The 25,419-nt window shown below is 38.9% G+C and carries 25 protein-coding genes; 20 read left to right on the top strand and 5 right to left on the bottom strand.

What is annotated here, in order from left to right; genetic code table 11:
* Nucleotides 1–61: 61 nt before the first annotated feature.
* The 5 genes from KHA88_RS17825 to motB all read left to right on the top strand — a co-directional run bounded on the left by KHA88_RS17825 (nt 62) and on the right by motB (nt 4,661).
* Complete coding sequence (locus KHA88_RS17825; protein ID WP_213099702.1) at nt 62–1,177, top strand: RNA-guided endonuclease TnpB family protein; 1,116 nt, start codon at nt 62–64, stop codon at nt 1,175–1,177.
* A 211-nt stretch (nt 1,178–1,388) separates the two neighbouring features.
* Complete coding sequence (locus KHA88_RS17820) at nt 1,389–2,255, top strand: transporter substrate-binding domain-containing protein (protein WP_249306218.1); 867 nt, start codon at nt 1,389–1,391, stop codon at nt 2,253–2,255.
* A 14-nt stretch (nt 2,256–2,269) separates the two neighbouring features.
* Complete coding sequence (locus tag KHA88_RS17815; RefSeq protein ID WP_213099703.1) at nt 2,270–2,947, top strand: amino acid ABC transporter permease; 678 nt, start codon at nt 2,270–2,272, stop codon at nt 2,945–2,947.
* Between the two features lie 111 nt (nt 2,948–3,058).
* Nucleotides 3,059–3,853, top strand: coding sequence for a flagellar motor stator protein MotA (gene motA / locus KHA88_RS17810; protein ID WP_213099704.1), 795 nt, complete (start codon nt 3,059–3,061; stop codon nt 3,851–3,853).
* A complete protein-coding gene (gene motB, locus KHA88_RS17805; RefSeq protein WP_213099705.1) occupies nt 3,846–4,661 on the top strand; it encodes a flagellar motor protein MotB in 816 nt (271 codons plus the stop codon). The genes motA and motB overlap by 8 nt, the downstream gene beginning before the upstream one ends.
* Nucleotides 4,662–4,700: 39 nt before the next feature.
* On the opposite strand, the gene KHA88_RS17800 is transcribed toward motB, so the two are convergent.
* Together KHA88_RS17800 and KHA88_RS17795 are read right to left on the bottom strand one after the other, a co-directional pair.
* Nucleotides 4,701–5,909 carry an MFS transporter gene (locus tag KHA88_RS17800; protein WP_213099706.1) on the bottom strand — a complete coding sequence of 403 codons (1,209 nt, stop codon included), beginning with the start codon at nt 5,907–5,909 and terminating at the stop codon, nt 4,701–4,703.
* 6 nt (nt 5,910–5,915) lie between these two features.
* Nucleotides 5,916–6,341, bottom strand: coding sequence for a MarR family winged helix-turn-helix transcriptional regulator (locus tag KHA88_RS17795; protein ID WP_213099707.1), 426 nt, complete (start codon nt 6,339–6,341; stop codon nt 5,916–5,918).
* Nucleotides 6,342–6,532: 191 nt separating this feature from the next.
* Between KHA88_RS17795 and KHA88_RS17790 the strand changes: the two genes are divergently transcribed.
* The 3 genes from KHA88_RS17790 to KHA88_RS17780 all read left to right on the top strand — a co-directional run bounded on the left by KHA88_RS17790 (nt 6,533) and on the right by KHA88_RS17780 (nt 9,315).
* Nucleotides 6,533–7,045: a type 1 glutamine amidotransferase domain-containing protein gene (locus tag KHA88_RS17790; RefSeq protein ID WP_213099708.1), complete on the top strand. Its 513-nt coding sequence runs from the start codon at nt 6,533–6,535 to the stop codon at nt 7,043–7,045.
* Nucleotides 7,046–7,162: 117 nt separating this feature from the next.
* On the top strand, nt 7,163–7,723 hold the full coding sequence (locus KHA88_RS17785; protein WP_213122620.1) for a glycerol-3-phosphate acyltransferase: 561 nt from the start codon (nt 7,163–7,165) through the stop codon (nt 7,721–7,723).
* Nucleotides 7,723–9,315, top strand: a complete 1,593-nt coding sequence (locus KHA88_RS17780) for an aminotransferase class V-fold PLP-dependent enzyme (RefSeq protein WP_213122619.1) — start codon at nt 7,723–7,725, stop codon at nt 9,313–9,315. The genes KHA88_RS17785 and KHA88_RS17780 overlap by 1 nt, the downstream gene beginning before the upstream one ends.
* 94 nt (nt 9,316–9,409) lie before the next feature.
* Here the strand turns inward: KHA88_RS17780 and KHA88_RS17775 are convergent, their stop codons facing one another.
* Nucleotides 9,410–9,634 carry a DUF1128 domain-containing protein gene (locus tag KHA88_RS17775; RefSeq protein WP_213099711.1) on the bottom strand — a complete coding sequence of 75 codons (225 nt, stop codon included), beginning with the start codon at nt 9,632–9,634 and terminating at the stop codon, nt 9,410–9,412.
* A 549-nt stretch (nt 9,635–10,183) separates the two neighbouring features.
* Between KHA88_RS17775 and KHA88_RS17770 the strand changes: the two genes are divergently transcribed.
* Genes KHA88_RS17770 through cydC form a run of 4 tightly spaced genes read left to right on the top strand, consistent with a single transcriptional unit; the run spans nt 10,184 to nt 16,038 of the window.
* A complete protein-coding gene (locus KHA88_RS17770; RefSeq protein ID WP_213099712.1) occupies nt 10,184–11,587 on the top strand; it encodes a cytochrome ubiquinol oxidase subunit I in 1,404 nt (467 codons plus the stop codon).
* Entirely contained in the window at nt 11,574–12,587 is a 1,014-nt protein-coding gene (cydB, locus tag KHA88_RS17765) for a cytochrome d ubiquinol oxidase subunit II (protein WP_213122618.1), read from the top strand. The genes KHA88_RS17770 and cydB overlap by 14 nt, the downstream gene beginning before the upstream one ends.
* Entirely contained in the window at nt 12,587–14,311 is a 1,725-nt protein-coding gene (cydD, locus tag KHA88_RS17760; protein WP_213099714.1) for a thiol reductant ABC exporter subunit CydD, read from the top strand. Before cydB ends, cydD begins: the two co-directional genes overlap by 1 nt.
* Nucleotides 14,308–16,038, top strand: coding sequence for a thiol reductant ABC exporter subunit CydC (gene cydC, locus KHA88_RS17755; protein WP_213099715.1), 1,731 nt, complete (start codon nt 14,308–14,310; stop codon nt 16,036–16,038). The genes cydD and cydC overlap by 4 nt, the downstream gene beginning before the upstream one ends.
* 67 nt (nt 16,039–16,105) lie before the next feature.
* On the opposite strand, the gene KHA88_RS17750 is transcribed toward cydC, so the two are convergent.
* Nucleotides 16,106–17,482 carry an alanine/glycine:cation symporter family protein gene (locus tag KHA88_RS17750; RefSeq protein WP_213099716.1) on the bottom strand — a complete coding sequence of 459 codons (1,377 nt, stop codon included), beginning with the start codon at nt 17,480–17,482 and terminating at the stop codon, nt 16,106–16,108.
* A gap of 168 nt (nt 17,483–17,650) precedes the next feature.
* Between KHA88_RS17750 and KHA88_RS17745 the strand changes: the two genes are divergently transcribed.
* Nucleotides 17,651–18,511, top strand: a complete 861-nt coding sequence (locus KHA88_RS17745; RefSeq protein WP_213099717.1) for a YihY/virulence factor BrkB family protein — start codon at nt 17,651–17,653, stop codon at nt 18,509–18,511.
* Nucleotides 18,512–18,558: 47 nt separating this feature from the next.
* Here the strand turns inward: KHA88_RS17745 and KHA88_RS17740 are convergent, their stop codons facing one another.
* Nucleotides 18,559–19,734, bottom strand: coding sequence for an MFS transporter (locus tag KHA88_RS17740; RefSeq protein WP_213099718.1), 1,176 nt, complete (start codon nt 19,732–19,734; stop codon nt 18,559–18,561).
* 146 nt (nt 19,735–19,880) lie between these two features.
* Here KHA88_RS17740 and KHA88_RS17735 point away from each other — a divergent pair, with 146 nt between their 5' ends.
* The 7 genes from KHA88_RS17735 to KHA88_RS17705 all read left to right on the top strand — a co-directional run bounded on the left by KHA88_RS17735 (nt 19,881) and on the right by KHA88_RS17705 (nt 25,419).
* Nucleotides 19,881–20,273, top strand: coding sequence for an OsmC family protein (locus KHA88_RS17735; protein ID WP_213099719.1), 393 nt, complete (start codon nt 19,881–19,883; stop codon nt 20,271–20,273).
* A 26-nt stretch (nt 20,274–20,299) separates the two neighbouring features.
* Nucleotides 20,300–21,358, top strand: a complete 1,059-nt coding sequence (gene cax, locus KHA88_RS17730) for a calcium/proton exchanger (RefSeq protein ID WP_249306216.1) — start codon at nt 20,300–20,302, stop codon at nt 21,356–21,358.
* An 81-nt stretch (nt 21,359–21,439) separates the two neighbouring features.
* Entirely contained in the window at nt 21,440–22,249 is an 810-nt protein-coding gene (locus KHA88_RS17725; RefSeq protein ID WP_213099720.1) for a YfkD famly protein, read from the top strand.
* 102 nt (nt 22,250–22,351) lie between these two features.
* Nucleotides 22,352–23,149 carry a delta-lactam-biosynthetic de-N-acetylase gene (gene pdaA, locus KHA88_RS17720; RefSeq protein ID WP_213099721.1) on the top strand — a complete coding sequence of 266 codons (798 nt, stop codon included), beginning with the start codon at nt 22,352–22,354 and terminating at the stop codon, nt 23,147–23,149.
* A 110-nt stretch (nt 23,150–23,259) separates the two neighbouring features.
* Complete coding sequence (locus KHA88_RS17715) at nt 23,260–24,123, top strand: DNA-3-methyladenine glycosylase family protein (protein ID WP_213099722.1); 864 nt, start codon at nt 23,260–23,262, stop codon at nt 24,121–24,123.
* A gap of 128 nt (nt 24,124–24,251) precedes the next feature.
* Entirely contained in the window at nt 24,252–24,785 is a 534-nt protein-coding gene (locus tag KHA88_RS17710) for an SRPBCC domain-containing protein (protein ID WP_213099723.1), read from the top strand.
* Nucleotides 24,786–24,822: 37 nt separating this feature from the next.
* Nucleotides 24,823–25,419 carry an AAA family ATPase gene (locus tag KHA88_RS17705; RefSeq protein ID WP_249308748.1) on the top strand — a complete coding sequence of 199 codons (597 nt, stop codon included), beginning with the start codon at nt 24,823–24,825 and terminating at the stop codon, nt 25,417–25,419.

The raw sequence follows: 25,419 nt of genomic DNA, 5'->3' as shown, positions 1-25,419 counted from the left end.
CCCAAAGCTATTTTTTGTGTTACGATTAGAACATACATTCGCGTAAGGTGGGTGATTTGATATGGCCAAACAAAATAAAGCATATAAGTTTCGATTGTATCCAACTAATGAACAGGCGTTACTTATACGTAAAACTTTCGGTTGTGTTCGATTTGTCTATAACAAAATGCTAGCAGAACGAAAAGAAACATATGAAAAGTACAAAGACGATAAAGAAACATTAAAAAAGGTGATGCGGCCAACTCCTGCCAAGTACAAAAAAGAATATGAATGGCTAAAAGAAGTGGACTCTTTAGCGCTGGCTAATGCACAGTTAAATTTAGACAAGGCTTATAAATCTTTCTTCAAGGGGAATGCCAAATTTCCAAAATTCAAAAGCAAACGACACAGACAAAGCTACACAACGAATGTCGTAAATGGAAATATTGTGTTATTGGATGGTCATATCAAATTACCTAAACTCAAAATGGTCAAAATAAAACAACATCGAGAGATTCCTTCCGAACACAAAATTAAATCCTGTACTATTTCCATCACTCCGTCAGAAAAATACTACATTTCCATTCTCACAGAATACGAAAAAGATATCATGAGCAAAGAAATTCAAAAAGTCGTCGGATTAGACTTTGCTATGGACGGGTTGTTTGTTGACAGCGAAACAGGTAAGAAAGCCAATTACCCCCGTTTCTACCGACAAATGCTTGACAAATTAGCCATAGAGCAGCGTAAGCTTTCTCGTAAAAACAAAGGCTCTTCAAATTGGAATAAACAACGTATTCGAGTGGCTAAGCTCCAAGAGAAAGTCGCAAACCAGCGTAAGAATTTCCTCCATCACAAATCAAAAGAATTAGTAACAATCTTCGATGCAGTCATCATTGAAGATTTAGATATGAAAGGAATGTCACAGGCATTAAAATTCGGGAAAAGTGTAGCTGATAATGGATGGGGAATGTTCACCTCTTTCTTACAATACAAACTAAAAGAACAAGGAAAACAACTTATCAAAATAGACAAGTGGTTTCCATCTACTAAAAATTGTTCGAATTGTGGCTCAATAAGAGAGATGGCGTTATCAGAACGCACCTACCAATGTGATTGCGGACTAATTCTCGATAGGGATTACAATTCAGCACTCAATATCAAAAAAGAAGGTATTCGCTTATTAGCATCTGTCTAATATAAATATAAACTCTTGGAACAAGAGGGTTAGCTTGGTCAATTTCTTCAGCTACTAAAAGTGGCGATTACCCAAGAAGCCCCCACTTCAAGCAACCCCGTAAGGGTGATAAGTGGTGGGTAGTTCACTCAGTTAGTTTGCATTAAAGCATATTGCCATGTATATTTTAATAGGTTAATGAAAAGGTGAACACACAACTAGGGGGATAAGCATGAGTAAATTAGTTAAAATATTTCTTACCGCTGTAGCAATGTCGGCTTTATTATTGGTGACAGCTTGCGGCAGTGGAAGCAAAAATAATGAAAACGGCAGTAAAGGAAATGAAAAACAGGAAAAAACAGCTTGGGAAAAAATCGAAGAAAAAGGCGAGCTTGTTGTCGCAACATCCGGTACACTGTTTCCAACTTCTTATCATGAACAAGAAACAAATAATTTAACTGGGTATGATGTGGAGATTGTAAAAGAAGTAGCGAAACGATTAAATCTTGAAGTGAAGTTTGTGGAGATGGCATTTGATGGTATGCTGACGTCACTAAATAGCGGGACAGTCGACGCAGCCGCCAATGATATCGGCGTGAATGAAGAGAGAAAAGATAAGTTTTCTTTTACTGATTCTTACAAATATTCATTTGGAAGTGCCGTTGTTCGTAAGGACGATTTATCAGGAATTAAAACTTTGGAAGATTTAAAAGGAAAAAAAGCAGCAGGTGAATCGACCACGGTTTATATGAAAATTGCTAGAGAATACGGTGCGAAGGAAGTCACTTATGATAACGCAACGAATGAGCAATATTTACGTGATGTTTCTATTGGAAGAACAGACGTCATTTTGAATGATTATTATTTGCAAAGTCTTGCTCTCACTGTATTTCCTGAATTAAATATTACGATCCATCCTGATATTCGCTACCGTCCAAGTGAGGCAGCGATGATTTTGAAAAAAGGTAATGAAGATGTCATCGAGAAAATTAACGGAGTCTTAGCGGAAATGCGCGAAGACGGAACGATTTCAGAGCTGTCGAAGAAATTTTACGGTGGAGCTGACGTATCAGTAAAGCAAGACCTAGATTTTGAATAATAGGGAGGATAAAAGTGGGCGATATTCAATGGCAATATATATTTGATGTTCCACTTGCAATTGAATCCTTTCCGTTTATATTTCAAGGCATTTGGTACACTTTACTCATTTCATTTGCCAGTATGGCGATAGGACTTGTTATCGGATTCTTTTTAGCACTTGGCAGAATATCAAAATATGCGATATTAAGATGGCCGACCCGCATTTATATTTCATTTATGCGTGGAACTCCAATGCTTGTTTTTTTATTTTTACTTTACTTTGGCCTTCCGATGGTCGGGATTCAGTTTAATGCATTAACATGTGCATTGATTGGTTTCAGTTTGAATAGTGCAGCGTATATGGCTGAAATTAATCGTTCAGCGCTTGCGGCTGTCAACAAGGGTCAATGGGAAGCAGCTAAAGCTCTTGGTTTACCGTATTGGAAAACAATGAGGTTAATTATTATTCCTCAAGCAACGAAAATAGCTGTCCCGCCACTCTCAAACGTCTTGCTAGATTTGATAAAAGCATCATCATTAGCAGCGATGATTACTGTTCCTGACTTATTTCAACGTGCAAAAATCGTTGGCGGCAGGGAACTTGACTATATGACGATGTATATTTTGGTAGCATTCATTTATTGGGGGACCTGTTCTATTGTTGCTGTCTGGCAAGATAGGCTCGAAAAAAAATATCAATATACAGACTAAAAGAGAAGCCTCGTGCTTCTCTTTTTCATATCTTTAAAAATTATCATTGAAATTTGCTTGAATCTGTCGATATATACATTAAGAACATATATAAAGTTTAGGGTGAAGCGAATGGATAAAACATCACTGATCGGAACAATTCTTGGGCTAATAGCGGTAGGGGTAGGAATGGTGCTTAAAGGTGTGAGCCTGTTTGCATTGGTTAACCCAGCTGCAATTTTAATTATTTTAGTAGGGACAGCAGCAAGTGTGATAAGTGCATTTCCCTCAGCAGATATAAAAAAGATCCCAAAGCTCTTTGGAATCATTTTTAAAGAAAAGAAATCAATCCAACCGAAAGAATTAATCCTAGATTTTTCTGAACTAGCTCAATTGGCAAGAAAAGAAGGGTTACTGGCATTGGAAGCTTCAATTGAAGATATCGACGATTCGTTCATGAGAAATGGTTTAAGTCTCGCAATAGATGGCCAAAGTGCTGATTATATTAGGGATGTTTTGAATGAAGAAATCGATGCTATGGAAGAGCGACATTCAACAGGTGCATCTATTTTTTCACAAGCAGGTACATATGCACCAACACTTGGGGTTCTTGGGGCGGTCATCGGACTAATTGCTGCACTGGGGAACATGGATAATACAGATGAACTTGGCCGTGCCATTTCCGCGGCTTTTGTTGCCACAATGCTTGGAATCTTCACAGGTTATGTCTGGTGGCATCCGTTTGCCAATAAGCTAAAATACAAATCCAAAGAAGAAGTAAAGTTAAAAGAAATGATGGTCGAAGGCATCTTATCAATTCTAGAAGGAGAAGCGCCTCGAATCATTGAGCAAAAGCTAGCATCGTATCTCCCAGCCTCAGAGCGAAAGGAAATATTTGAGGAAAGCGGTGAAGCTCAAAATGTCTAGGCGTAAGAGAAAAAAAAGAGATGAGAATCATTCCGACGAATCTTGGCTTCTGCCTTATGCCGATTTATTGACATTGCTTTTGGCACTGTTTATTGTTCTATTTTCCACAAGTTCAGTTGATGCACAGAAATTCCAGCAACTATCGCAAGTTTTTAATGGAATATTCCTGGGGGGGACAGGCCCGCTTGATTATCAGCAACCGATTGAAAGTGATGAGCATAGTAAGGATCAACCGAAAAAATCTGAAGAAGTCACTGAAAATAAGGAAGCGCCTGATGAAGTGGATGATAATGAAGGAATCAAAGAGTCTATTGAATCTATCCTTGATCTTGAAGATCAAAAGGAACTTGAAGCAATCCAATCGAAAATCAATGCTTATATTCAAAAAAATGATTTTCATAATAAATTTGATACATCGTTAACTACTGAAGGGTTATTGCTTACGATTAGAGATAACGTACTCTTTCAATCAGGTCGGGCGGAAGTGCGAAAAGAAGACGAGAAAACTGCAAGAGAGCTCGCGGTTTTACTCGAAATGGAACCACCTCGAAACATTATCATCAGCGGACATACCGATAATGTACCAATACGGACAGCTGCCTATCAATCCAATTGGGAGTTAAGTGTCATGCGGGCGGTCAACTTTATGAAAATCCTCTTAAAAGATGAAAAGTTGGACCCTAAATGGTTTAGTGCTAAAGGATACGGGGAATTTCAGCCAATTGGTAACAATGATACTGATGTAGGCAGAGCGCAAAACAGACGTGTAGAAGTATTGATTCTTCCAAGATTGAAAACAGATGAATAGAAAAAAGGCGCGGCATATAATATAATGCTGCGCCTTTTTTCATTGTACATGGATTTCATGCTGCAATTCTTCCTTCTGTTTCTTTTGATTTTGAAATCTTCCGTGCAGTACAAAATACAATCCGAGACATCCAATAATAAAGAACGATAAAAGAAGATATAAATTTGCGTAGCCTAAGCTGATTGCGGTGATGCCTAACAAATAAGAACCCAGCCCAATGCCCGCATCGTAAAAGGTGAAGAAGGTTGCGGTAGCCATTCCCCGGCTAGTAGGTGATGCACCGCGGATAGCGATTGTTTGAAGTGCTGGTGTTAATGTTCCGAAACCAATACCGATGAAAACGCCAGATAATAAGAAAGTGAATGTGCTGGTAGACTGGCTGAGAATCATTAATCCGATGGCGGAACTAAGAATCGCAGGATAGATAATGAAATTTTCACCATATTGGTCGAACCACCTACCTGTAAATGGTCTTGAAGCTAGTAAAAAAACTGCATACACGACAAAAAAGTAGCTAGCGGCTGTTAGGAGATCAAGCTCTTTAGCATAAACTGAAACAAACGATAGAATGCCGGCGTATGCAATGGCTAACATACCGCCAACAATGGAGATAGGAAGCGCGCTTTTTTCGAATAAATTTTTAAAGGAGAAAAATGTTTTACTCACTAATTCTCCAGGATGAATCTTAGGGATGGAAATAAAAACAACCGAAATGATTGCTAACACACTAAGCAATGTACATACGATGAACATATTCGTAAAACTTGTAAATTGTACTAATGTCAGTCCTAAAAAAGGACCAATTACCATAGCGAGATTCATGAAGGTTGCATAATAGCCCATTCCTTCACCCCGTCGTGACTCTGGGACTAAATCGGCTACAATCGTACCAGTTGCCGTTGTTGCCATTCCGAACCCAATGCCATGAAAAAAGCGCAAGAAAAGCAGTGGAGTTAATGAATGTGAGAAGATATAAAAGAATGTGGAGACTAAAACGATTGCTAATGCAATAGCGAGCATCTTTCTTCGTCCCATTCGTTCAATCCAAATACCTGATAAGGGTCGGATAATGACAGCCCCGATGAGGAAGATGGTGACAACAAGACCAATTTCCGCGGCATTGCCACCTAACTGGTCCATTGTATAAATAGGTAATGTTACGATAAGTAAATAAAACGCTAAAAATAAAAAGAAACTCGACATCGAGACACCGAGGAAGTTTTTTGTCCAAAGCGGTTGTTTATTCAATTGCGGTCACTCCTCTTCTTTCAAGTTGGTCATCATTTGCTGAAAAGTAATTTGAATAATCTTTTGGCTATCTTCAGGGATGGCATCCATTACTTGGGCTTCAAACTTTTGAATCGCTTCTTTCCATAACGGATACATTTCGATCGCTTTATCCGATAGCTGGATCATTTTTTCCCGTTTATTTCTACCATTCGTTTTCAGAACCCATCCAGCTTCTTCTAACCTAGTAATCGTTCTTGTCATGGTTGGGGCTTCGACATTTAAGTAATGGCAAAGTTCAGCTTGCGTGCTCGGACCGTTATTTTTCAAAAGGTAAATGACTGTCCACTGTGCGCTATAAAGGTCAAGATCAGCTAGCTGTTCATTCATCTTTTTTGATAATTGTCTCGTTACCTGAAAAAATTGGTGGAAAAACTCATGATAATCGGTCATTATATCCTCCTGAGAAAAATACTTACCTAGCTAACTATATCGTATTTTGGCAGAAATGTCTATGATCATATCGAGTGTGGACAGTATTTTTTAATAGGTATATATAATAACCTTTGGGAAAATTAGTGTTTTATCATTTCATAGAAGGGAAGATATAGAGTAGAGAAAACCTAAAAGGAGATGGATATATAATGGGCAAAAAGATAGCAACTTTAATTACGGATATGTTTGAGGACTCTGAATATACAGATCCCGCTGATGCTTTTAAAGAAGCTGGACATACCGTTATTACAATTGAAAAAGAAGCAGGCAAGACTGTTAAAGGAAAACAGGGAGAAGCAAATGTCAACATTGATAACGGTATTGATGAAGTAAAACCGGATGAATTTGATGCATTGTTTCTTCCAGGAGGATTTTCACCTGATCAGCTGCGGGCGGATGATCGATTTGTCACCTTTACAAAGGCTTTTATGGATGCAAAGAAGCCGGTTTTTGCCATTTGCCATGGTCCGCAGCTATTGATTACCGCAAAAGCATTGGAAGGAAGGAAAGCAACAGGATATAAATCAATCAAAGTGGATATGGAATATGCAGGTGCAGATTATAAAGACGAGGAAGTGGTTGTCTGTTGCAACCAGCTTGTAACGAGCCGAACACCTGATGACCTCCCCGCATTCATCAAAGAATCCCTCAAATTACTTTAAAGAGAAAAATGGGCTGTTTTCATGCAGTCCATTTTTTTGCGCAAATTTTTCCTAATTATGTTAAAATTATCTAAAAATAAACATGATTGAAAAAGGATGCATATGAAGGGAATACTCTTGTTAATTGGGGCGTATTTATTAGGTAATATCTTAACTGGATACGTTTTAGCAAAATTTTTTTATAACAAAGACATTCATCAAGAGGGAAGTGGAAATGTAGGCGCCAGGAATGCGGGCAGGCTGTTCGGCAAGAAAGCTTTCGTCATCACATTTTTGGGGGATGCTTTAAAGGGGGCGTGCGCTGTACTGTTCGCTAAGTGGTTAGGACTTGCTTTTGATTGGCAGCTACTTATCTTGTTTACAGTGATTGTTGGTCATGTTTTCCCCCTTGTACTTCATTTTAAGGGAGGGAAAGGCATGTCGACATACATTGGCGGCATGTTGACATTCCAGCCACTTTTATTTTCCGCATTTGCAGGCGTCTTCATCATTTTTTATTTCATTTTTAAGAGCTTTACTTCAGCGGGAATGGCTGCGGTAGCTGTACTGCCTATTATCTTGATTATTTTTTCGTTTGAGCTGCCTGTGATCATCAATGCTTGTTTGCTTTCAGCTATTGTTATTTTTGCACATCGGCATAACATAATAGAGAAAATCATAGAAAGGAAAATCAGCTGATGAGCTTTATTTATAAGATTGCTAACCAACCATCAGAGTTTGAGCAAATTATCGAATTGAATTATCGGACATTCGTTGAAGAAATCCCTCAACATGAAGAAAACGATTCACGAACTTTAATAGATAAGTTCCATGAAGAAAATACATATATCATTTGCTTGAAAGGAGAGCGGGTGATTGGCATGATCTGCGTACGTAGCAATCGGCCGTTTTCACTTGATAGCAAAATTGGTAATGTAGAGAATCATTTACCTGTGGAAGTGGAAAATCCTTGTGAAGTTAGATTGCTTGCAGTTGACGCGGCCTATCGAAATGGACGAGCGTTTTTAGGACTTGTTCAGGCGCTGATTCGATTCTGTTTGAAACTAGGATACGATGCGGCACTTATTTCGGGAACTACACGAGAGCAAAAGCTTTACGAACAAATGGGCTTTAAACCATTTGCTTATTTAACCGGAAATGAAGATGCCGCTTTTCAACCGATGTATCTGACAAAAGAAACGTTTGATGCCGGTATCGCTGGGAGACTATTAAAGGAACAAGTAAACTTTCTGCCTGGTCCCGCAACGATAGCAGCTGAAGTGAGCCAAGGGCTGTCTACAGTCCCGTATTCTCATAGATCAAAAGAATATGAGTCTAAGTTAAAACTTGTGAAAGAGCAATTGAAATCGCTCGTAAATGCTCGCCATGTCCAGCTGTTGCATGGTACAGGAACTCTGGCTAATGATGTGATTGCAGGTCAATTAAGACAACTTGGAGGAAGAGGGTTGATCCTCGTAAACGGTGAGTTCGGTGAAAGGCTAGTCAATCATGCAGAACGGTTCGGACTTCTTTTTGATACGATTGAAGTAGAATGGGGGACAACTTTTTTAGAAGAGGAAGTGAAAGCGACCTTAACACAAGGGAATTATGAATGGATGTGGGCTGTTCATTGCGAAACATCAACTGGCGTACTGAATGATATCGACATGTTAAAGGAAGCCTGCAAGGAATATGGTCTCAAGCTGAGCATTGACTGTATTAGTTCAATCGGAGCTGTTCCGATAGATTTGGAAGGAGTATCATTTGCATCAGGTGTGAGTGGAAAGGCTCTGGCAAGCTATACTGGTCTATCATTCGTTTTTCATGATGAAGTGGTAAAGCCGGCAAATAATCTACCAAGATATCTTGATCTAGGGGCCTATTCAGCAGCAGATGGGATTCCTTATTCTCAATCATCCAATCTATTGAATGCACTGGCCGGAGCATTAAAAAGGTATAAAAACCCTGATATCGTTTATAAACAAATTGCAAACCGTCATCGCTTCATTAGAAATGGTTTAGAAGAAGCGGGGCTTACAGTGTTATCGAAAGAACAATATTCAGTCCCGGCAATCATGACGGTTGTATTGCCGGTTAGCCAAAGTGCAAAGCATCTAGGGGATAATTTGTATTTAAATGGTTTCAGTCTTCATTATGAAAGTTCATACTTACAACAAAAAAACTGGATTCAAATTTCATGCATGAATGATGTAGGGGAAAAAGACATGAAAAAGATGCTAGGAACACTCAAAGGGCTTTGTAATATGCACAATGAGGCATCGGTTAGGTGAAATTATTTTAATCCTCGTTCGAAATTTTACTGGAATTACTTTTTATAGATAATAAAACCCAAAGGTGTATTACTCCCTTTGGGTTTGGTATGATTTAAGATTTTCTCAATCTTCCCAGCTCTTCAACAATAGCCTGCATTTCATTGGGGCTGAAAGTTCCTTTTTTCATGACCAATTTATAGATATCATGAAGGTCTTCATACATTTCTGAATTTACACTCTCCGGGTTAATCGCACCGATATTTACCATCCTTAATTTTGAAATAATTTGATTCATCATAAATTCGATATTTTCTCGTGTGTTAATTGATAAATCCACGTAATTTCATCCTCTCATTTATATATATTTTTTTATTCTTTCATACGATTGGTGCATTCATTTTTTCGGTTAATTTCGTCATTAAAGAAAGATATTAATAATCCTGTAATAGAAGGATAGGTGGTTGCCTGACCAAATCCACTTAATTTTCACTAAATTAAGGTAAGTTTTAGACACGCTAGTGATTGATTATAACATGGACTAACTCATTCTTCCAATGAATATGGAGATCTTAATCATGCTTAATATATCCAGCATCAGAAACGCGTACCGATAATCAATCGGTACGCGTGTTTTGAATGGAATTTTTTTTGATCTGTTTTAATATAATTCATTTTGCAGTGTAACAGATGTAGCGCAAGCTGTAATTGTTATATAAAATCCCATATTTATACAATGTGTACGCTTTGTGTCGTTGATGAAACAGCAATACGAAGGTCATAATACAGAGTTACTAATTTTGTAACTAAACTTTGTTCAAATGTTCACAAATGAATTTCGTTCTCCAGCTATACTGAAAGGAGAATGAAATTTGGAGGGATGCCCTTTATGGATCCATTAATACTTGCAAGAATCCAATTTGCTTCCACTACATTGTTTCACTTTATATTTGTACCCTTATCTATTGGATTAGCGTTACTGATCGCAATTATGCAGACGATGTATGTCATTAAAAAAGAAGAAGTATATTTAAAGATGACGAAGTTCTGGAGTATCTTCTTCCTGATTAACTTTGCTGTCGGTGTCGTAACTGGAATTTTTCAAGAGTTTCAGTTTGGCATGAACTGGTCGACTTATTCCCGCTTCGTCGGTGATATTTTTGGTGCTCCATTAGCATTGGAAGCACTGCTTGCTTTCTTCATGGAATCAACATTTATCGGCTTATGGGTATTTGGATGGAATCGGCTCCCTGAAAAAATCCACTTAACTTGTATTTGGCTCGTTTCAATAGGAACGATGCTATCGGCGTTTTGGATAATGGCTGCCAATTCCTTTATGCATAATCCTGTTGGTTATGTCTTGCAAAATGGACGTGCAGAGATGAATGATTTTGTCGCCTTGCTTACGAATGAAAAGCTATGGGTTGCTTTTCCTCATACTGTGCTTGGAAGTTTTGCGACTGGAGCTTTCTTTATTATTGGTGTAAGTGCATGGAATATTTATAGAAAAAGAGATATCGATTTATTTAAGCGCTCGATGAATGTTTCATTAGTGATCGGATTAATCGCGGGACTCGGGATCGCCTTTAGCGGACATTCTCAGGCAACGTATTTAATGCATGCCCAACCAATGAAAATGGCTGCCGCTGAAGGGTTATGGGAAGACAGTGAGGATCCGGCTGCATGGACGCTAGTGACAAATATCGATGTTAAAAATAGAGAAAGTAGCGGCCGTATTGATATACCTTATTTATTAAGTTATTTAGCATATGGGAAGTTTGAAGGAAAAGTGGAAGGGATGAACACGTTACAGGAAAAATATGTTCTAAAATATGGCGATGGAAACTATGTGCCTCCTGTTAAAACAACGTTTTGGAGCTTCCGAATCATGGCCGGAACCGGCGGAGCATTGATCTTATTAAGCGCGATTGGCTTATTTTTATCGTATCGGAAAAAGATTGAACAAAGTTCAAAGTATCTAAAATTAATGGTACCTGCTATATTTCTACCGTTTATAGGCAACTCATTTGGATGGATTATGTCGGAAATTGGCCGTCAGCCATGGGTTGTGAATGGTTTAATGAAAACAGCGGACGCGGTTTCACCGAACGTATCAGCAGGAAAAGTTTTATTTTCATTGATTACTTTCTCAACGATTTATTTAATACTAGGAACTGCCATGGTATTTCTGTTTATAAGAGTGATTAAACAAGGACCACATGAAAAAACAAAAGAGGATATTTCAACTTCGGATCCTTTTGAGACGGGAGAGTTACAATATGCAGCTAAGTGAGATTTGGTTTGTATTAATTGGCGTCCTCTTTGTTGGGTTTATGTTTCTTGAAGGGTTTGATTTTGGTGTCGGAATGAGCACAAAATTTCTCGCTAAAAATGAAGTGGAAAGACGAATGCTCAACCATACGATTGGTCCGCTGTGGGCGGCGAATGAAGTTTGGCTTATCACAGCTGGAGGAGCGATGTTTGCTGCTTTTCCCCACTGGTACGCTACTTTATTTAGTGGCTATTATCTTCCATTTGTCGTGCTATTACTCGCGTTAATTGCAAGGGGCGTTGCCTTTGAATTTAGAGAGAAAGTGCAATCGGAACGATGGGTAAACACATGGGATTGGTCGATATTTCTCGGGAGCATTTTACCGCCATTTTTATTAGGTGTGTTATTTTCAAGTTTAATTAAAGGCTTACCGATTGACGCAGACATGAATATGCATGCAGGCTTCTTTGATATTGTGAATGTTTACACAGTTGTAGGTGGACTTGCTTTCGTTACATTGTCGTACTTGCATGGCTTAATGTTTATTTCATTGAAAACAACAGGGTCTCTTCGCCAAAGGGCAAGCAGAGAAGCGCAGAAATGGTATGCGATTAGTGGCGGCGTTATTATATTATTTACGATCTTAACAGCCGTCTATACAGAGGCTTTTTCAGAAAAAGGATCGATCTTAATCCCAATGTATACGCTTGTCATTATACTATATGGCGTACTGTTCTCGCTTTTGCGCAATAAAAAAGAAGGACTTAGTTTTACAATGACAGGAATTATTCTCATTATTATAACGTCGTCCTTTTTTATCGCGTTATTCCCAAATGTTATGATCAGTTCAACAGAATTGGCGCATAATATAACGATTTATGAAGCGGCATCTGGCGACTATTCTCTACGTGTCATGACCTTTGTCGCGGCAACGATGATTCCGATTGTACTTGCCTATACGATTTGGAGTTATTATGTATTCCGTAAACGTGTGACGAAAAAGGAGCATTTAGAATACTGATGGATAAACATCTGTTTCACTACAAAGGTAGTAAACGTGTGATGGCCTTCGTCGGTTTGCTGACACTCGGTCAGGTAGCCGCGATCATTTACCAAGCTTTATATCTATCAAAAGCCATTACACAAATGTTTCAAGGGGCTGTTTGGTCAGCGATCCTGCCTTCGTTTTTTACGTTTCTTGCAGCCTACGCTTTACGCCATTTACTGCAATGGGGAAAAGAGAGACTTGCTTACAAGTTTGCTGATCGTACTGCGCTTTCATTTCAAGAATTACTCATTAGAAAAGTGTTTGACCTTGGTCCCCGCAGTATTGGAAAGCATGGATCAGGCAACTTAATTACGCTTGCTTTGGAAGGAATCCCGCAATTCAAAACGTATTTGGAATTATTTATTCCGCGTTTTATGTCAATGGGGATTATTCCATTTGTATTATTCCTTTATATTTTTGCGATCGATCGGATTTCCGGGATTATTCTTGCGGTTGTAATGCCGATTTTGATTGCCTTTTTAATTTTGCTCGGTTTTGCTGCGCAAAAACAAATGGATGCACAGTTGGATACGTACAAACTATTATCACGCCATTTTGTTGATTCACTACGTGGTCTCGTCACATTAAAATATTTAGGACGAAGTAAATCACATCAAAAAGCAATTGAAATTGTCAGTAATAAATATCGAATTGCAACGAATCGTACACTCCGCGTCGCATTTCTGTCTACTTTTTCATTAGACTTTTTCACAAGCTTGTCCGTGGCAGTGATTGCAGTCGAGCTTGGACTGCGGCTTATCAATGGTCATATCGGGCTTGAAGCGGCCTTAGCCATTCTTATATTAGCGCCAAAATATTTCTTGCCTGTCCGCGAGCTTGGCAATGATTATCATGCAACGATGGATGGGAAAGAAGCTGGTGAACAAATTCGCGAATTATTGGCGGAAAAAACGAGCGATCAAACTGATTTCTCACCTACTCTTGCACAATGGACTGAAAGTAGTAGGTTGTCTTTCGAGCATGTAAGTAAACGATCGGATGAAGAACGAACTATTTTACAACGCATCAAATTTGAAGCAAGTGGCTATCAAAAAATTGGTATCGTCGGTGCTTCAGGTGCAGGTAAATCAACATTGATAGATTTACTATCTGGGTTTACCCAACCGACAGCCGGAAAAATATTAGTGAATGGGAATGACTTGGAGCACTTATCGATCCCGGCCTGGCAAGAGCAGCTGACCTATATCCCACAGCATCCATATATCTTTTCCGGAACAGTTGCTGAAAATATTAGTTTTTACGAGCCGAACGCAGGGAGAGCAGATATTGAACGCGCAGCAGGCATAACCGGACTGAACGAGTTGATCAGCCGTTTTCCGAATGGCTTCGACGAAAAAATTGGACAAGGTGGCAGGGCATTGAGTGGTGGGGAGGAGCAGCGGATTGCACTGGCACGGTCATTACTGCAAAATCGCTCGATTCTATTATTCGACGAGCCTACTGCCCATTTGGATATTGAAACCGAACAAGAGATCAAAGAGATGATCCTGCCCATCTTAGAAAATAAACTAGTGTTTTTCGCTACCCATCGTTTGCATTGGATGAAGAATATGGATCTTATTTTGGTATTAGAGGCCGGTCAAATTGTTGAAATGGGTACGCATGAGCAGCTGATAGGAAAATCAGGTGCATATGACCAGCTGATTCAGGCACATAGAAGGGGAATGAAGGAATGAATTTATTTCAAACCTATATAGCGCCATATGTAAAAAAATACAAAAAGCTCATAACAGTGACCATTATCTTAGGGGTTTTATCCGTATTATCTGCAGCGATGTTGACATTTACTTCGGGATATTTGATCTCGAGGGCATCGGAAATGCCAGCGACCATTTTACTTTTATATATCCCAATCGTTGGTGTTCGCACATTTGGGCTATCCCGCGCTGTCACTCGCTATTTGGAACGCTTGGCTGGTCATAACGCTGTCTTGAAAATCTTATCTGAGATGCGCGTAAAATTATATGGAATGCTAGAGCCACAAGCTTTAATGATCCGCTCGCGCTTTCAAACTGGAGATTTACTCGGCGCATTAGCGGATGATATTGAACATTTACAAGACGTATATATTCGTACCATCTTTCCAACAGTGATCGGCCTATGTTTATTCATTTATGCCATTACAATGTTAGCGATCTTCGACTGGTTATTTGCGATTTGGATGGCACTCTGTTTAAGTATCATCGTGTTCGTTTATCCAGCTTTATCTTTATATATATTGAAAAAACGACAGCGCGATGCCAAGCAGAAACGCGGGCATTTATATCGTACATTGACGGACGCTGTATTTGGCATTAGTGACTGGATGATTAGCGGGAAAAAAGAACGATTTATCGCCGAATTTATGAAAGAGAGCCGAGCAAGTCATAAGATCGAAAAAAAGTTAGCTTATTGGAGTCAATCTCGTCAGCTACAATTGCAAATGATCTCTGGTTTGATTTTATTAATGGTTGGAATTTGGGCGGGTACGGCTGCGCAGCAAGGGGAGATTCTGCCTGCTTATATTGCAGCATTTACGTTAGTGACCTTGCCAATCCTAGAAGGACTTATCCCACTTTCCCATGCAATAGAACGGATTCCAGCTTATCAAGAATCGTTGCAACGGATTGAATCGATTCAGCAGTTCGTTCCTGAAGAGGAAGCAAGTAAAGGCATTGTGCAAATGTCCGAAAAAGCCGATATTTTGATCGAGAACGTAAGCTATCGTTATGAAAGCGAGCAAGAAGATGCACTACACCAACTGTCATTATCGATTCCTTCTAGGCAAAAAATAGCGTTGCTCGGGAAAAGCGGGGCAGGGAAATCAACATTATTACAATTATTACAAGGAGCGTTTCCACCAACCACCGGTGAAATTTTCATAAATGGCCAAGCCCCAATAGAATATCGGGAACAGATTTACGACATGATGGGTGTCTTAAATCAAAAGCCCTATTTATTTGCGACAACAGTTGAAAATAATATTCGGTTAGGAAATCAGCAAGCGTCAAAAGAAGAAATTGAATATGTCATTAAACAAGTAAAGTTGGACCAATATATTCATTCTCTTCCTAACGGATTAGAAACACAAATGGAGGAAACGGGACAGCGGTTCTCGGGTGGGGAAAGACAGCGGATTGCGTTAGCGAGAATTTTATTGAAAGACACACCCATTGTCATCTTAGATGAACCGACAGTTGGCTTAGATCCGGAAACAGAGTATGAATTGATTGATACCATTTTGACTAGCTTGCAAGATAAAACGATCATTTGGATTACACATCATTTAATAGGCATCGAACGAATGGATAAAATCCTTTTTTTAGATCAAGGTCAAATTGCCATGCAAGGAACCCACGAGCAGTTAATGAGCGCGAATCAGCGCTATCAACAATTATATAAGCTCGACCGAGGTGCAGATTAAACACTTTCCTGAAGGAAGTTTGTCAATTGAAAAAACCTTTCCCGTGTTACCAGGAAAGGTTAAAAGCTTATGCGATTTTTTTCAATTGTTTTTTTTCTTCCTGAATAGCTTTTAATACTTTTCGTGTTTCGAGGACGACTACCCCGGAGAGTCCGAGCAAGCCGATTAAGTTAGGAATGGCCATTAAGCCGTTCATGATATCAGCGAATGCCCAAACAATTTCCAACTTAATAACAGCTCCAACGAAAACTGCGATAACGAAAAGGAGTCGATAATATATGACGACTTTTGCATTGAATAAATAAGAGAAACACTTTTCTCCATAATATGACCACCCAATAATTGTTGAAGAAGCGAAGAAGAGGAGGCCAAGTGCAACGATAATTGAGCCGGTGTTGCCAAGGAAATGGGCAAAAGATGCAGATGTCAATTCTCCAGCTTTTGTCGTTCCGTCAGAATAAATGCCTGCCATGACGATTGTAATGCCGGTAATAGAACAAATGACAAGTGTATCTATAAATACTTGTGTCATTGATACTAATGCCTGGCGACCCGGCATATCTGTTTTGGCTGCTGCAGCAGCAATTGGAGCAGAACCAAGACCTGCTTCGTTAGAAAATACACCACGAGCAACCCCGTAGCGGATAACAGCACCAACTGCCCCACCTGCAACAGCTTTTCCAGTAAAGGCATCGGAAAAGATGACGCCAACAGCAGCAGGAATTAAATCAACATTCATCACTAAAATAATAAGTCCACCAATCACATAAAACACTGACATAAAAGGTACAAAAAATGCGGTTACCCTGCCGATACTTTTGATACCACCAACAATCGCAAGACCAGCAAAAATAACTAAAATCAAACCAGTAACCCATTCTTGAATATTAAAAGTTGATTTTACAACACTAGAAACAGCATTGGATTGAACAAGATTACCGATTCCAAATGCAGCAATGGCGCCGAAAACAGCAAACATAACTCCGAGCCATTTTTGCTTTAATCCACGCTCCAAATAGTACATCGGCCCGCCTGACATTTCGCCTTTTTCATCAACAACCCTGTACTTTACTGCTAATATGGCCTCTGCATATTTCGTTGCCATTCCAAAGAGCGCCGAAAGCCACATCCAAAGAACCGCACCAGGTCCACCTAATAGAACAGCGGTGGCAACACCAACGATATTACCTGTTCCAACCGTTGCTGCAAGCGCTGTCATTAACGCCTGAAAATGAGAAATATCTCCGTCGGAATTCTTGTCCTGTTTAAAACTAAAAGCAAGTTTCAATGAATAAGGGAGGAGCCGTAATTGCAAGAAACCGATTCTGATCGTGAGATAGATTCCAGTTCCTACAATCAAGATGAGCAGGGGGACTCCCCATACATGCCCACTGATTGTTTCCAATACTTTTAAAATCTTTTCTGAAATAGTTGGATCCTTCATACTTTCCCTCCTTTTTTAATCTTGCATATACTTTAAATATTCCGAAATAAATTCCCGTATGTCAAGCTATATTATTAAAGAAAGTATAAATAATGTTTTACCTTGTGATAGAAAGGTAAAACATATAGCAAACAAACCGGCTATTTATAGAGATATGAGGTGGCAAAAATGGGCAAAGGAAGATTAAAGTTTCGCAAGAGTAAAAATAAGTTTATGAATTTTGTAAAGCCATTAATTGCTAAAATAATGGATAATGATGTAACTGGAATGGCAGCACAGTTAGCCTATTTTTTCCTACTTTCTTTATTTCCACTTCTAATATTTATGATCACGCTGCTTCCGTACACACCACTCTCACAGGAAGATATTTTTCATTTAATCAAAGATTTTGCGCCAACTGAGACGTTTACAATGATTCAAAAAACGATTAATGAAATTATGAGTAATCGCAGTGGAGGCCTATTGTCAATCGGGATTATCGGTACAATATGGTCGGCGTCCAATGGTATGAATGCTTTAATGAGGTCATTAAACAGGGCGTACGATGTAACGGAGAGGCGTCCTTTTCTATTAGCGAGAGGATTGGCCATTTTGATGACCATCGCGATGATATTTGTGTTCTTAGTGGCATTACTGCTGCCTGTATTTGGGAAGCAGATTGGATTGTTTATTTTCTCCAACTTAGGGCTATCTCATGAGTTTATGAAAATTTGGGGAATCCTTCGTTGGGTACTCAGTCCGATTATCTTATTTTTAGTTTTTCTGGCAATCTATTATTTATCTCCAAGTCTAAAAATTAAATGTACAACCGCTATACCAGGAGCCATTTTTGCAAGTATCGGATGGGTGATTGTCTCACTTGGATTTTCATTTTATGTTTCTTATTTCGGCAATTACTCCTCGACCTACGGTAATATTGGAGGAATCATCATCTTAATGTTATGGTTTTATATTTCAGCGATCATCATCATTGTTGGCGGAGAAATCAATTCTCTAATTGGTGAGAATAAAGGGGAATGTAAGATCTAATAAGTCATAGCAAAAATCCCGGATTTGACGTCCGGGATTTTTAGCATTCAATGTCCAGTTCTATGCTGCTTTTCTTTAAAACTAAAAAGGAATAATGCAAAGAATATGGCTAGGAGTATCCCAGATATCATGTAGAAGAAACTTGTACCATTCGTTAATTGTAAATTTATACCACCTAAAAGCGGGCCGGCCATACTGCCCGCACTGAATAAAATTCCACACATGATATTACCTGCTGGAAGCAAGTTTTTTGGCAGCAAGTCAGCCATATAACTAATTCCAAGTGAAAAGGAGGAACCCACCGCCATGCCGGCTATGAAGAAACAAATAAACAGTCCCGAGGTAGAGTGTTCAATCATTCCTGCAACGGCAAATGAAGCAAATCCGACAAGCATTGTCCAGGATAAGACTTTATGTCTCCCGTAGTGATCGCTAAGCATTCCTAGAGGAAGCTGAAATACAATGCCGCCAATCGCAAAGGCTGGCAAAATAATAGATACAGCATCAATTGTTATTCCTAAACGCAAAGCATAAACGGGAAAATTCCCGTTTAATGATGCTTCTAGAAAGCCATAGGCAAATGGGGGGAGGAATGCGACCCATGCATATTTGAAAACTTGTCCAAACCGTTGAAAGGTGCCAAGAATTGAAGTTGTTTCAAGGTCTTGTTCAGGATGCTCGTTTTTTACATAAAATACAGTCAGCCAGCCGACCAATGCAATGGCAGATGAAATTTGAAAGGGCCATGCAGCATTTACTTCAACTAGTCTAGTCATAAATGGCCCTGCCGCGAATCCTAGTCCAAAAAACAATCCATATAATGCAATGTTCTTTCCTCTATTCTCGGATTGAGAAAAGGAAGTTATCCACGTTTGCGACGCAAAATGGAGCATATGATCGCCAATGCCTATAAAGAAACGCAGTGCGAACCAAAACCAGAAAGATTGCCAAAGTGGAAACAGAAATAAGGAAATGGCAACAATCAAGCCACCTATTAAAATCATGGGCTTATAACCCAATTTCCGGAGTGGAGCTTCCATCAATGGTGATGCAAGTAAAATACCGATATATAATGCAATCGCATTTAATCCATTCAAGGAAGAAGGCAGGCCAGCTTTTTCAAAAATAACAGCGATCAGCGGAAGTAGCATCCCCTGAGAAAACCCCGAAATAGCAACAATTCCGATTAAAATCCAGAATTGATATTTCTGTTGTTTATTCATCAATAATTCTCCCAATCTCATTTTTCTCTCTTTCAAGGGTAAGGGGTATGTTGCTTAATATCAAGATGAATCAAGCGATTAAAAATACTTTTACAGGGAAAAGTTGATATAATCAATCAAATTTATACATAAGGGAGTAGGTAGAAATGGAATTTAACATGAAAGATGGCGGATTTTATGCAGAGTTTGATTACGGAAGACTCGATATTTCAGGTGATGAAAAATACGGAATTAGGCCTTATCAATTGCTTGTTTCTTCATTGGCTGTATGCAGCGGAGGAGTATTACGCAATATATTAGAGAAAATGAGGATGGATGTGGATGATATCCATATCAGTGCAGAAGCAGAAAGAAATGAGGAGAAGGCCAATCGGATTGAAAAGGTGAATATCCATTTTAAAATAAAGGGAAGCGGGCTTGAGGAAGCACGCATTGAAAAAGCAATGAAATTGACTAAGAAAAACTGCTCGATGGTTCAATCGATTAGCGGAGCCATTACGGTAGAGGAATCATTCGAGATTATTAATGATGAACGTTGAAAATGGAATTGGAGGCATTGTAAAGGATGATGAATAAAATATTTTTAATTCTGATTGCCATTGGCTTTCCATTATCTGTGATTGGCTCGTTACTGCATTTTCCCAGTGTACTCATGTTCGGAGTATATTGCCTAACAATTATTGCCATTGCAAGTATCATGGGCAGAGCCACGGAAAGCCTCACGATTGTTGCTGGCCCTCGGATTGGCGGATTGTTGAACGCAACTTTTGGTAATGCCGTAGAACTAATTATTTCTATTTTTGCGTTAAAAGCTGGGTTAATCGGCGTGGTTCTTGCTTCTTTAACGGGCTCAGTAATTGGAAATTTGCTGCTTGTTGGAGGTCTGTCATTTTTTATCGGCGGCATAAAATTTAAACGTCAACGGTTTAATGTTTTCGATGCTAGGCACAATGTGGGTCTTCTCACCTTCTCGATCATCGTGGCATTTGTGATACCGGAAATATTTACACAAAGTATGAATGACACAAAAACAATTAGCTTAAGCGTGGGAATTTCGGTTATCATGATTATTCTCTATTTGGCCGCTCTCTTTTTTAAGCTTGTCACTCATCGAGGAGTATACCAAACGAAAGAATCTGAGGAAAATATTAAAGAGGAAGTACCTGAATGGAGTAAAGGTAAAGCCATTATTATTTTGGCACTGGCAACGTTAGCCGTCGCTTATACATCGGAACGGCTCGTCCATACATTTCAGGCAGTCGGAGAGAAATTCGGTTGGAGTGAGCTTTTTATCGGAGTTATTATAGTAGCTATTGTAGGAAATGCTGCGGAACATGCGTCAGCAATCTTAATGGCTTACAAAGATAAAATGGATGTTGCCGTGGAAATTGCTATTGGGTCTACGCTTCAAATTGCGATGTTTGTTGCTCCGATACTTGTGATTGTCTCATTGCTTTTTCCAGTTTCCATGCCTCTTGTCTTTTCCCTGCCGGAAATCATAGCAATGGTTACATCCGTTTTCTTGACGATCGTGATTGTAAATGATGGTGAATCAAACTGGTTTGAAGGTGCCACGCTGCTTGCGGCATATTTTATTATGGGAATCGGTTTTTATTTGCTTTAATGGGGATAAACGGTCGTAAATCTGAAAAACATAAAGGCAAAAGACGGTTTTCACCGTTATAGATGAAAGGAGTTTGCCTTTATGAATCGGCATCGTATCGTTCTAAATGTATGTATAATACTTGCTCTTGCACTCGGAGCCAGTTCTACTGCTCTTGCAGAAAAGCAAGGACAAGCGGTAAACACAAAAAAAATAACACTACCTTCATCGGTTGTGAATATTGAAAAAGAAAATACGTTCCCTCATTCAAATGTAAATTTGCCATCTTTACAGCCAAGTGAGTTTACAAAAGAATTGCTTGAAACTTCAAAAGTAAGAATTGATAACCCGAATCTAATCAAAATGTTAAACGAGTCAGCCATAAATAAATCACCATTATCAATCGGTGTAAGAGCGACAATTTATTTAGGGGAGTGGCCGTTAAATTATGAATCAGATCTAACCGAGCCTAATTGGCAGTATCAAAAGGTAAACAGCAATGTTTATGATAATCGCGGCGGAATCGCTAATTATCAAATTAATTATGTGCAAGAAATGCAAAAGACAGTAAAAGGCGGACTTACGGATAAAGTTCCACAAGCTGAAGATGTTCAAAAAATGTTGCTATTAAAAGCAATTGAAAAAACGAAGCTCCCACTCTCATTTGAATCAGTCATCGGTGCGGGGTCGAAGCATCATCATATATACAACGTACCACCAAAACGGCTTGGTTATTTACATGCATATGCACCGGCAATCCACGAAAAAGGGAAGGTCACATATGGTGAGGTGTATATTGTCATAAAAGGGACAAAGCGGAGAATCGTCGTAAAAAACGTTACTTCCCATCCGATTGGAGCGTGGATGCCGATTCGTAATCATCTTTCCTTTGGATTCCAAGGAAGTAACTAGTTCGGGTTCTTTCACCACAGAGACTGTTTGGGATATTCTGTCACACATGAAATGATCGTAATGGAAAAATCTAAAGGAAAAGAATGAAAGGCGGATAGGCCAATGCGCAAATGGCAAATCATTGTACCAATTCTTTTCCTTGTTTTTTTCAATGCAATAGATGTCCACGCTTTCTCTAATCAACCCGTTCATTGGGGGTTCACGAAAGGAAAAAATGAAAAACAGGCTGATGCTGGGGAAAAATACGATGCTCTTCTCGACAAATACGGTGCTTTCTACAAAGGAAGTGCAGATGAGAAGGTATTATATTTAACGTTCGATAATGGATATGAAAATGGGTATACGGGCAAAATTCTCGACGTTTTAAAGAAGGAAAAAGTGCCTGCAACTTTTTTTGTCACCGGACACTATTTGAAAAGTGCACCTGATCTCTCTAAACGGATGGTTAATGAAGGTCATATTATCGGAAATCACTCATGGACCCATCCTGATATGACTCAAATAAGTGATGAGAAAATCAAAATGGAACTGGCAAAGGTGAAAGAAGAGACGAAGAAACTAACAGGGCAAAAAAATATGCAATACTTACGACCACCGAGAGGCATCTTAAGTGAACGTACATTAAAAGTTGCCCGGGATGAAGGATATATTCATGTACTCTGGTCACTCGCATTCAGAGATTGGCAAACCAATCAGCAAAAAGGCTGGAAATATGCGTACGATAATATCATGGCACAAGTCCACCCTGGATCAATCATGCTGCTTCACACTGTCTCCAGTGATAATGCCGAAGCCTTAGAAAAAGTCATCAAAGACCTAAAAAAACGCGGCTACACATTCAAAAGCCTCGACGACTATATCATCAAAGAAAAAATCAAAAACCCAGCAATCGCACACTGAATACTAATCGACAAAAATCGGGGCGTGCCTGTCACTCCCCGAATTTATTTTTTTAGCAGATGCCCATATCAATGGTATAATGAGGTAAATTAGTATTAGGGGCGATGGTTGTGTGGCAGGAGAAGGTTGAAGTTGTGGGTCCTTATAATTTTGACTTGGCATTAAGTAGACTTGCCATGGACCCACTCAATATTGTGGATCAGAAAGAAAGAACGGTAAGAGTCCCTATTTATGATCACGAGCCAGAAGTGGCATTAGTTCAAGCAATCGGGACAACTGAGGATCCTTTATTTCTCGTAACCGGAGATAATCCCTCAACAAAAGTAAATGTCCTTAATAAAATTCATTTTATTTTACAATGGAATACGTCACTTGGTGACATTCACGAGCATTTTACCTTAACATCTTTAAAAGAAATTTTCACCAGTCATCGTGGCACTCCGATCATACTAGACTTCTCACCATACACTACATTAATAAAATCCATCATTCACCAACAAGTGAATATGAAATTCGCCATTACACTAACGGAGCAATTTGTAAAAACTTTTGGCTTTAACATGGATGGAGTACCTTTTTATCCATCGCCTGGTACTGTCGCAGGCTTACATCCCGACCAATTAAGACAACTTAAATTTAGCCAGCGCAAAGCGGAGTACATTATTGATTTATCAAAACAAATTTACAATGGTGAATTCAATCTGGAAGAATTGATGCATCTGCCTGATGAAGATGTCATAAAAAAACTAGTTAAAATTCGCGGAATTGGTCCTTGGACCGCTCAAAGCTTTCTCATGTTTGGACTTGGTAGATCCAATCTCTTCCCTATTGCGGATATCGGCATTCAAAACGCCATCAAAAAATTATACGGTCTTGATCGAAAGCCTACGTCAGAAGAGATGTTGCAATATAGTGCGGAATGGCATCCTTATTTGAGCTATGCCTCGCTTTATTTATGGAGAAGCATTGAATAGAAAAACGACTAAAATAAAAAAGCTAAAATAATATCTCGCTCATCTTCATTTTCAATTTTGTAGAAAAAAGTTGCTATATTACTAAAGTTTTAGATTTTGCAGACGATTTTATATTAAAATCGAAAGGGATGAACAAAATGAAACAGATGAGCCGAAAAAAGAAAATAATCTCTTCAATTTGTATTGCATTTATTGTTATACTAATTTGTCTTAGTTTTGGGAGTAAAAGGATTTATACTGAAATTGAAATTAATGCTTCTGAGGAACAGGTTTGGGCTATCATTTCGGATTTGGAATCTTATAAAGAGTGGAATCCATTTATGACAGAAGCACATGGAGAACTGAAGGTCGGAGAACAGCTGAATATGAAATTGCATAATGGTAGTCTTACATTAGATCCATTTAATCCTACATTACTTCAGGTTAGACAAGGCAAGGAAATTAATTGGATTGGCAGAGTGGCAAATATCCCTAGATTATTTGATGGAAATCATCATTTAGTCATCGAACCTATGTCAAATGGCAACGTCAAATTTATTCAATATGAGGATTTCCAAGGAATCATCGTGTCTTTGACAAACCTGTTTCAGAAGGGTCTGTTTGACGATACACAACAAGGATTTGAAAAAATGAATAATGCCTTAAAAATTCGGGCGGAATAAGCGAATGATCATAACGACTGCTAAAGGGTGAGTGTGAATGGCGATAGTATGTACATCATGTGGAGAATACATTGTTCCAACAGTAAATAAAGAAAAGAACACCGCAACTTGTCTAAATTGTAATCATGAATCGGCAATGAATATTTTTCCACTTTTTATCGTAACTGGCGCTAGTGGTGTTGGTAAAACTACCGTTGTTACTGAGTTAAGAAAGTACTTACCTGATTACGACATTTTTGAAACCGATATAATAGAGGATAATGATTGGCAAACACAAAGAAACAATTGGCTGCGAATCGCTCATAGTATTGCTCAAAATAACCGAAAAACGATTCTCTGTGGGACAATGATGCCTGAGGATGTTGCAAAATGTGATCATTTCGGTTTTTTTAGCCAGGTACATTATGCTATTCTACATTGTGATGATCAAACGAGGGAGGCTCGTTTACGTGCGCGGCCTGCTTGGAGAAATTGTGGATCCGATGAATTTATAGCAGATCATAAAAAATTTGCCCATTGGCTTGTAGAAAATGCAAATACTGCTTTTGTGCCGCCTGCGCCAATCATTGACACAACTTTCAATAATCCAAATGAAGTTGCTCGAGACATTTCTAATTGGGTGCAAAGCTGTTAA

The organism is Lederbergia citrea (genome assembly GCF_018343525.1).
GTDB classification, from domain to species: Bacteria; Bacillota; Bacilli; order Bacillales; family Bacillaceae_C; genus Lederbergia; species Lederbergia citrea.
The sequence above is the reverse complement of the archived record's forward strand: the minus strand, read 5'-3'. Positions and strand labels throughout refer to the sequence as shown.

Bases quoted from the DNA above. Each gene is read 5' to 3' on its own strand.
- KHA88_RS17705 (WP_249308748.1), top strand. From the start codon at position 24,823: ATGGCGATAGTATGTACATCATGTGGAGAATACATTGTTCCAACAGTA.
- cax (WP_249306216.1), top strand. From the start codon at position 20,300: ATGATGAATAAAATATTTTTAATTCTGATTGCCATTGGCTTTCCATTA.
- motB (WP_213099705.1), top strand. From the start codon at position 3,846: ATGTCTAGGCGTAAGAGAAAAAAAAGAGATGAGAATCATTCCGACGAA.
- KHA88_RS17735 (WP_213099719.1), top strand. From the start codon at position 19,881: ATGGAATTTAACATGAAAGATGGCGGATTTTATGCAGAGTTTGATTAC.
- KHA88_RS17725 (WP_213099720.1), top strand. From the start codon at position 21,440: ATGAATCGGCATCGTATCGTTCTAAATGTATGTATAATACTTGCTCTT.
- KHA88_RS17780 (WP_213122619.1), top strand. From the start codon at position 7,723: ATGAGCTTTATTTATAAGATTGCTAACCAACCATCAGAGTTTGAGCAA.
- KHA88_RS17790 (WP_213099708.1), top strand. From the start codon at position 6,533: ATGGGCAAAAAGATAGCAACTTTAATTACGGATATGTTTGAGGACTCT.
- KHA88_RS17770 (WP_213099712.1), top strand. From the start codon at position 10,184: ATGGATCCATTAATACTTGCAAGAATCCAATTTGCTTCCACTACATTG.
- KHA88_RS17825 (WP_213099702.1), top strand. From the start codon at position 62: ATGGCCAAACAAAATAAAGCATATAAGTTTCGATTGTATCCAACTAAT.
- KHA88_RS17795 (WP_213099707.1), bottom strand. From the start codon at position 6,341: ATGACCGATTATCATGAGTTTTTCCACCAATTTTTTCAGGTAACGAGA.
- cydD (WP_213099714.1), top strand. From the start codon at position 12,587: ATGGATAAACATCTGTTTCACTACAAAGGTAGTAAACGTGTGATGGCC.
- KHA88_RS17820 (WP_249306218.1), top strand. From the start codon at position 1,389: ATGAGTAAATTAGTTAAAATATTTCTTACCGCTGTAGCAATGTCGGCT.
- KHA88_RS17745 (WP_213099717.1), top strand. From the start codon at position 17,651: ATGGGCAAAGGAAGATTAAAGTTTCGCAAGAGTAAAAATAAGTTTATG.
- pdaA (WP_213099721.1), top strand. From the start codon at position 22,352: ATGCGCAAATGGCAAATCATTGTACCAATTCTTTTCCTTGTTTTTTTC.
- cydC (WP_213099715.1), top strand. From the start codon at position 14,308: ATGAATTTATTTCAAACCTATATAGCGCCATATGTAAAAAAATACAAA.
- KHA88_RS17710 (WP_213099723.1), top strand. From the start codon at position 24,252: ATGAACAAAATGAAACAGATGAGCCGAAAAAAGAAAATAATCTCTTCA.
- cydB (WP_213122618.1), top strand. From the start codon at position 11,574: ATGCAGCTAAGTGAGATTTGGTTTGTATTAATTGGCGTCCTCTTTGTT.
- motA (WP_213099704.1), top strand. From the start codon at position 3,059: ATGGATAAAACATCACTGATCGGAACAATTCTTGGGCTAATAGCGGTA.
- KHA88_RS17740 (WP_213099718.1), bottom strand. From the start codon at position 19,734: ATGAATAAACAACAGAAATATCAATTCTGGATTTTAATCGGAATTGTT.
- KHA88_RS17750 (WP_213099716.1), bottom strand. From the start codon at position 17,482: ATGAAGGATCCAACTATTTCAGAAAAGATTTTAAAAGTATTGGAAACA.